The organism is Photorhabdus namnaonensis (assembly GCF_001684335.1).
Lineage (GTDB): Bacteria > Pseudomonadota > Gammaproteobacteria > Enterobacterales > Enterobacteriaceae > Photorhabdus > Photorhabdus namnaonensis.
On sequence record NZ_LOIC01000042.1, the window covers coordinates 87,114 to 93,785 of the forward strand.

Annotated in this window: 7 protein-coding genes and 1 pseudogene; 1 reads left to right on the forward strand and 7 read right to left on the reverse strand. The window is 41.8% G+C overall.

The window, feature by feature from the left end; genetic code table 11:
- From Phpb_RS26690 to Phpb_RS08260, 4 genes and pseudogenes are all read right to left on the reverse strand, one after another.
- Positions 1–558, reverse strand: a pseudogene (locus Phpb_RS26690) (phage tail sheath family protein); the annotation flags it as partial.
- Positions 559–606: 48 nt separating this feature from the next.
- Positions 607–2,022 carry a phage tail sheath family protein gene (locus Phpb_RS08250; RefSeq protein WP_065389927.1) on the reverse strand — a complete coding sequence of 472 codons (1,416 nt, stop codon included), beginning with the start codon at positions 2,020–2,022 and terminating at the stop codon, positions 607–609.
- 12 nt (positions 2,023–2,034) lie between these two features.
- On the reverse strand, positions 2,035–3,189 hold the full coding sequence (locus Phpb_RS08255; RefSeq protein ID WP_065389928.1) for a phage tail sheath family protein: 1,155 nt from the start codon (positions 3,187–3,189) through the stop codon (positions 2,035–2,037).
- Positions 3,190–3,268: 79 nt separating this feature from the next.
- Positions 3,269–3,718 carry a phage tail protein gene (locus tag Phpb_RS08260; protein WP_065389929.1) on the reverse strand — a complete coding sequence of 150 codons (450 nt, stop codon included), beginning with the start codon at positions 3,716–3,718 and terminating at the stop codon, positions 3,269–3,271.
- 673 nt (positions 3,719–4,391) lie between these two features.
- Between Phpb_RS08260 and Phpb_RS08265 the strand changes: the two genes are divergently transcribed.
- Positions 4,392–4,874 carry a winged helix-turn-helix domain-containing protein gene (locus Phpb_RS08265; RefSeq protein WP_240492462.1) on the forward strand — a complete coding sequence of 161 codons (483 nt, stop codon included), beginning with the start codon at positions 4,392–4,394 and terminating at the stop codon, positions 4,872–4,874.
- Between the two features lie 364 nt (positions 4,875–5,238).
- Here the strand turns inward: Phpb_RS08265 and Phpb_RS08270 are convergent, their stop codons facing one another.
- From Phpb_RS08270 to Phpb_RS08280, 3 genes are all read right to left on the reverse strand, one after another.
- Complete coding sequence (locus Phpb_RS08270; protein ID WP_011146759.1) at positions 5,239–5,529, reverse strand: helix-turn-helix domain-containing protein; 291 nt, start codon at positions 5,527–5,529, stop codon at positions 5,239–5,241.
- A 2-nt stretch (positions 5,530–5,531) separates the two neighbouring features.
- Complete coding sequence (locus tag Phpb_RS08275; protein WP_065389930.1) at positions 5,532–5,843, reverse strand: type II toxin-antitoxin system RelE/ParE family toxin; 312 nt, start codon at positions 5,841–5,843, stop codon at positions 5,532–5,534.
- A gap of 314 nt (positions 5,844–6,157) precedes the next feature.
- A partial coding sequence (locus Phpb_RS08280; protein WP_131817504.1) for an RNA-guided endonuclease InsQ/TnpB family protein occupies positions 6,158–6,672 on the reverse strand: 515 nt, incomplete at its 5' end.

The following is a 6,672-nucleotide window of genomic DNA, read 5'->3' on the forward strand; positions in this document are numbered from 1 at the left end:
CCATTGCCGATCGCTTGAGGAAAACCGCTCTAAACATGTAGCGGCCAATACTGGATCGTCCGGGGCATCCAGCAATCCCATGACGCCACGTCGGCTCTTGCAAAGGTCGAGTACTGATTGCCAAAACTGTAACCAAAGATCGATATCGGCACCGGGTTCTCCCATTTGATTAAACAGGACAACATCAGGAACGATAATCAGGGTGATAGTACTTTCCGCGGCAATAGCCTGCTTAAGCCAATCCTGTCGCAGCGCAGTGACCAATGATTGAAAATCGTTCAATGGTTCATCAGTGGCCAGCGGCAGCACATAGGCTTGTTGACCGCCATTTTCAAAAAAGTGGCGCACGGAGTAGTACATTAATCCCGACTCGCTAAATTCTAGGGTAAAGTCGGTCAGGCTGTTTAATTTGACTAGGGTTTTACTACCCGAACTGGTTTTATTGACTGAAATTTTTGGAATATAACCAATAAAAACCGGTACACCAATAAATATGTCATCCGACTTCTGGGATATCAGGTTCTCCGCGATTGTCACGCCCGGCTGTTTTATTTCCATTATCGTTTCCTCTACAGGACAGGCGCGGCAAACCGCGCCCCAGTACAGTTACTGTGCCACTTTTTGTGAAAATTTTAGGATAATAAACTCAGCCGGACGGACCGCGGCCATGCCAACCTTGACGATCATTCTTCCATGCGTAATGTCATCGTCTGACATGGTGACACCTTGACCAATTTGGACAAAATAGGCTTCTTGGGGATTACTGCCGACCAGCGCCCCCTGTTGCCAAAGTTGGTGGAGATAGTTGTCGATGGCTGACCGTACTCGCTCCCAGGTTGGTTGACTATTGGGTTCAAAGACGGCAAATCGCATCGCCTGTTTGATATCCCGTTCCGCCGCGTTAAATAGACGCCGTACCGGAATATAACGCCAGTTGTCATCATCTTTCAGGGTACGCGCGCCCCAGACGACAAAACCTTTGTTGCTGAAATAACGGATGGCGTTAATGCCTTTCGGATTCATGTCTGTTTGGTCATTGTCAGTGAGCCGTTCGTTCACATCGCTAATCCCATTGAGCACAATGTTAGCCGGTGCTTTCCAAACGCCACGGTTAGCGTCAGTGGCGCAATAGACACCGGCCATGACTGCACTGGCGGGAATAGTTTTGTTTATATTCTCTATTGCAGTAACAGCCTTCTTATAGACATCCGAGTTTTTCTCTTTGAGTTCCGTCAGATTATTAACATCGTTTGCTTTTGCATCCTTATAACCTGTAACAACTACACGCTCCTCTTCCGTTTGCATAAGCTGCGAAACTTTTACCGCAGGATAATACGTCGCGGTTTGTGAGGGTACGTTAACACTGATAACAGATGTTTTATCCTGATTGTCAGCGATAAGGAAATAACCCTCGTTTAATAATGAAGGTGTCAGGCTGTTATATATCTTACTTTGGTAATCAGAGTCTTGTTCAGGGCAGACGATTAAAGTAATTTCTAAAGCCTGCTTAATTAACTCAGGGATTAAGGCCAGAGTTTCAGAATCTTCCGAATCAGCAATCGGCAGGATATAACAAGGCCCTCCACCATTTTGAAAATAAAGTTTTAAAGCATCACTGCTTATTGTGTAATTAACTGTCACCTCATAAGTGTAATCGGTTTTTTTTCCGTTTTCGTTTTCATTTTCGTTTTTTTCATTTTCGTTTTCATTTGTTGTATCGCTACTCACCTCTCCATTGTCATTGTTTTTAACCGATACATCACCTTCAACTTTTTTAGTTTTTTTAGCGGCGGTAGACGGAGGAGTTGATTTGATAGCTATTGACGTAACACACCCCACATGAAACTGGTTAATGAAATCCAACCAGCTACTAATCCGTGTTATTTTTGGCATCGTACTCATTTTTTTCGGTAATAAACGCCCAATAAAAACCGGGATTGCCGTATTCCCTTGACTGACAGAAAGCGCCAGTGAGGCATCTTCTTCAATATAGACGCCAGGAGTAGAAGTTTGTGTGGCCATATTCCTTCCCTTCTATTGATTCATATTCTGTGTAAATTTCAAGATAATAAATTCGGCTGGACGAACTGCCGCCATACCCACTTTAACGATCATTTCACCATGTTTAATATTGTCATCAGTCATGGTGATGCCTTTACCAATATGAACAAAATAAGCCTGTTCAGCTTTATTACCCACCAATCCCCCTTGTTGCCAGAGGGAATAGAGATAATTATCGATAGCCCGGCGCACCGCTTCCCAAGTAGGTTGACTATTCGGTTCAAACACCGCGAAACTCATGGCATTTTTAATATCTCGCTCCGCGCTGTTAAACAGACGGCGAACCGGGATATAACACCAGTTATCGCTGCCCTCAAGCGTACGAGCGCCCCACACCAATGCGTCACTCTTAGGAAAGGTACGGATCATGTTTAACGCCTTAGCTTTATCTTTGTTATATTTTCCTTGCAGGTCATCCGTCACCGGATATTTAGGTTGTAATCCTCCTTGAATAGGGACGTTAGCCGGTGCTTGCCAAACACCGCGGCTATTATCGACACGGGAATAAATACCAGCCATCACCGCGCTGGGAGGAATCTCAACGCTAGCTCTTTTCCCTTCTTTATCTTTTTCTCCCCACTCAGCGGTCAACCAAGGATAATAAACAGCGCCATAAGGAGTAGCAGGATAAGGTTCCAATATATCTTTGGTTTTTCCTATATTGGCGCTATTATTTCGTCGTTCAGAAGCGTCATCTTCTTTCTTCTGAGTTTCCTTGGTGATATCAGATTCTGGGCCATCGAAAATGGCAAATAACCCTTTGCCCGGTTGGCAAAGCTTTCCCGTAATCTCACTGAGATCTTCTCCAGCAGCAATCAATAATGTTACATCGTCCAGCTTTGGTACTTGTTTTTCCAAATTTTCAGTTTTAACAAGATAACAGTATCCACCGCCATTAATAAAATAGGCACGTAGTAAAATACCAAGCTTATCATCAGGATCAAATTGCCCGCCTTTTCGTGTCAAATAGTCCAGCCAACTACTGATACGGATATAATCTGCGGATAAAAATTTATTATCATTTGCAACTGCAAAAACAGGTACCGCCGTTGCACTGGAACGGACAGAGAGTGCCAATGAAGCATCTTCTTCAATATAGACACCCGGATAAGATGTATCAATTGTCATAATATTCGCCTTTAAAAAGCACTGCATTGACGTGCCAGACTATTCCTGACAACAAACAGTCCTGACACCAAACAGTGTATTAATGGAATTCAACAGTCACCCGATCGGCTTTCAAACTTATTTCCTGCACCGCAACTTCATTACTGGTGGCATCAAAACTGGGCGCTGTTAGTTTTTCTGGGAAAGCATTAGCAATATTCCAGGTAATTAGCAGGTTTGAACCTGTTTCATCGGTGAGACTAATAGAAATATCTCTCTTTTCTATCTGATTAAGCGAAATAGAGTTAATCCAATCGTACAATTTAGATTGCCCTTTAAAAATACCGCGCTTTAAGGTAATGGTTGGTCTCTGGCGCTGACCGGGCATTTGTAACCAATTACCTATTCCATCACGATATTCAATCGTGTCATAGCTAATATCTAATCCCGATACACTTTGAAAAGACATTTGCTCATCACCAACGGTCACCACAAAACGGTAAGTTGGAATGGGGTATTGAACAGCAATTTGATCGGCAGTTGTAGACATTGTTATTTCCTTAAGAGTTAAATTCAACCGGGTTAAAACACACATCATTTTAGGTACGCTACCGCCCTTAGGTATCATGCCTAATGCCTGACTCGTGTATTCACCGTGCTTTAATATCCAAACCCTCATTCAGGGAATGAGGCGACCTGACTAACGTAAGTTAATACGTGATAAACATCACACTGTTGGAGCTTTAAACTATTTATTGAACAGTAATCACTCAAATACCGCCAAATAAAAGTTAAAAATAAAAAATAATTATTTTAATCAATTTTTTATCTATTAATTCAATGAGATATAAAAATCACCCTCAATTCACAGCATTATTTCTCATGGATATCTATTCACTTATTTTTACAAAATAAATTTATAAACAATAAATGATACCTAAAAATATTTTATCTATATTTACAACGCTTCCATCACTTCATGGACAATAAAATCACAATCATCACAATATAAATAAAACTAATAATTAATTATCATTATATTTATTTATAAATAAAAAACGGAAAAATAACTCATATGACAAAATAAAATAAAAAATTTTAAATAATTTATTTTCTTGCATTACTCATGGGAAAAATATATAAGTTCTAACGGGCATAAACCTAATTGAGCCATCCTGGCTATAGCGAATAGACAAACATTAAACAGAGGCAGAGAATGCGTTATGTTGAAAATAACTAGAGATGTTTATTTAGACTGTGACTCAAACAAAATAATTTATGGTAAAAATGTATTTATCATTACTGAAAAAGAGAAACGCCTGCTACTCGCACTGTGGGAACATGCATCACAAGGGAATACATTAAATCGGGAACAACTGATCCCTTTAGTTTGGCCCGAACGCAAAAACGGCGTAGCAGAAACCAATTTATTGCAATTAGTCTGTAAGTTACGCCGAACGTTACGCTATTGTGATCTCGGTGAAGCCATACACACTGTATACCGACAAGGCTATCGTTTTATCCTGCCATTTCAAGATAACGAACAAGATAATAGTCAGCCTAAAAATACCAAATTACCTATTCCCATCGCTACACCCCCAAAGCCATTTTATTGGCGTTTCACCAGGATGATTGTCATGTTTATTACTGCAATCATCTGGATATCAACTATCCTATATACAGCCCCTTTTCTAACTAAAAAATAGTGATGATTTTTATTTACAATAACAATTAAACTCCGGTCAATGGAGGTCCATTAAATTAAACAGCATACAATCGAGTTATCCACTTCTTCTTTGCGGCTCATTTCAGCAACTTATGAGCCGCTTTAATAAGAAAAAATCATTATTCATGACATTCTTTTTTATCGGCGTAACCCAGTTTTTCGCCCGGTTCTAATTTTTGTACGTCTGATGTGATATTCATGCTGAAAATGCCTGCTCAAATGTTGCATTAATTGTCAAAGCGGTAGGTATTCTGTATCTGAGTTCTCCATTTAAATTCTTCTGCCATATTTCCCCCATAAAAAACCTCGCTGAAACGAGGCTGAGGAATTCCTATACGCTCTATTTACATAGATAACGCCTTTAAAACATGAACCGGATCTTTCTCTATTGCCTTCAACAGGGCTTTTGCTGGTCCGGTTGGCTCACGCCTTCCCTGTTCCCAGTTGCGCAGAGTTCCAACATTAACGGAAATCAACTTAGCAAAACCGGTCTGAGTTAAACCGGTTGCCTGGCGAATATTCTTTACTTTTACTGCTTCAACGTGAGTTTCACGAGAGGCAGCACGTTCGCCATTAATAATTTCGTTCATCTGTGTCATGCTTTCAGTTAGCCTAGAAAATAATTTACTATCCATTGTTACCACCCCTCATTTAGTGCTCTCAAGACTCTCTTTTCTGATTCACTAAGGTCATCCTTGATGCCTTTTTTGTAAATCAGTAACAATCTGATGTGTGAGACATCTACTTTATAGTAATAAATAATGCGCACACCACCCCGCTTACCTTTACTCCCAGATGCCCATCTGACTTTACGTAAGCCACCAGTGTGTTGGATAACATCACCAGCAATAGGATTGTCTGCGAGATATTGCTGAAATTCACGATATTCATCGTCACTTAACAACTCCTTACAATCTTCAGTGAAGATATGGGTCTCAATAAATATCATGTCTTAGTGCGTCACTGGTGTACATTTAGGTGATAGTATACGCTTTGGCGGTATAAGTCAATGGCGCACATACAGCATTATATATCATGTGGGTCTATTTTAAATTTGCCACCCTTGACCTGGAGTTAGTACTTCCAGCTATTTTCCATACTCAAAAAGTTTTCTCTGTGAATGATGAGATAGCCAGCCTTTTGATTTACTTAACATCAAATCAACTCGTCCTGACGAACCATCAGGTCGGACAACTTTAGAATCGTCATCGTTGCGAGTGCGTGACTGCTCCCCGCCGTAAAAACGGCGAGGCTTCCCACTTCTCAGGCCGCCACCGTCTTTATGACGGATTGACGCTGGCCTCCGTGGGCAGAGACGACGAGTCCCGCCGCCTGTAATTCTGTTATGCCCTTGCGCTGGATGTTGAGCGCCGCATTGATATCGCGGTCATGTTCGACTCGACAGAAAGGGCATTGCCAGAGCCGCTTACGCAGCGGCATTTCCAGCATTTTGTAACCGCAGCAATGGCAGGTTTTCGAACTGGCGAACCACTGATCCAGTTTGACCAGATGGACGCCTGCCGCTGCGGCTTTGTATTCCAGTTTCTTGATGAAGCCATGCCAGCCCGCATCCCCGATAGCGCGGGCAAGGTGGTGATTCTTCATCATGTTGGCCGATTTCAGCGTCTCCACAATTATCGCTTGGTTTTCGTCAACCATTGAACGAGACAGTTTGTGTTGAAAATCGGCACGGGCATTCGCTACCCGCTCATGTACGGCGGCAAGCCTCTGTCGTGCTTTACGACGGTTGGCGCTGCCTTTTTGTTTCCGGGAGAGGG

Coding starts and splice junctions, on each gene's coding strand:
- Phpb_RS08250 (WP_065389927.1), bottom strand. CDS start 2,022: ATGGCCACACAAACTTCTACTCCTGGCGTCTATATTGAAGAAGATGCC.
- Phpb_RS08255 (WP_065389928.1), bottom strand. CDS start 3,189: ATGACAATTGATACATCTTATCCGGGTGTCTATATTGAAGAAGATGCT.
- Phpb_RS08260 (WP_065389929.1), bottom strand. CDS start 3,718: ATGTCTACAACTGCCGATCAAATTGCTGTTCAATACCCCATTCCAACT.
- Phpb_RS08265 (WP_240492462.1), top strand. CDS start 4,392: ATGTTGAAAATAACTAGAGATGTTTATTTAGACTGTGACTCAAACAAA.
- Phpb_RS08270 (WP_011146759.1), bottom strand. CDS start 5,529: ATGGATAGTAAATTATTTTCTAGGCTAACTGAAAGCATGACACAGATG.
- Phpb_RS08275 (WP_065389930.1), bottom strand. CDS start 5,843: ATGATATTTATTGAGACCCATATCTTCACTGAAGATTGTAAGGAGTTG.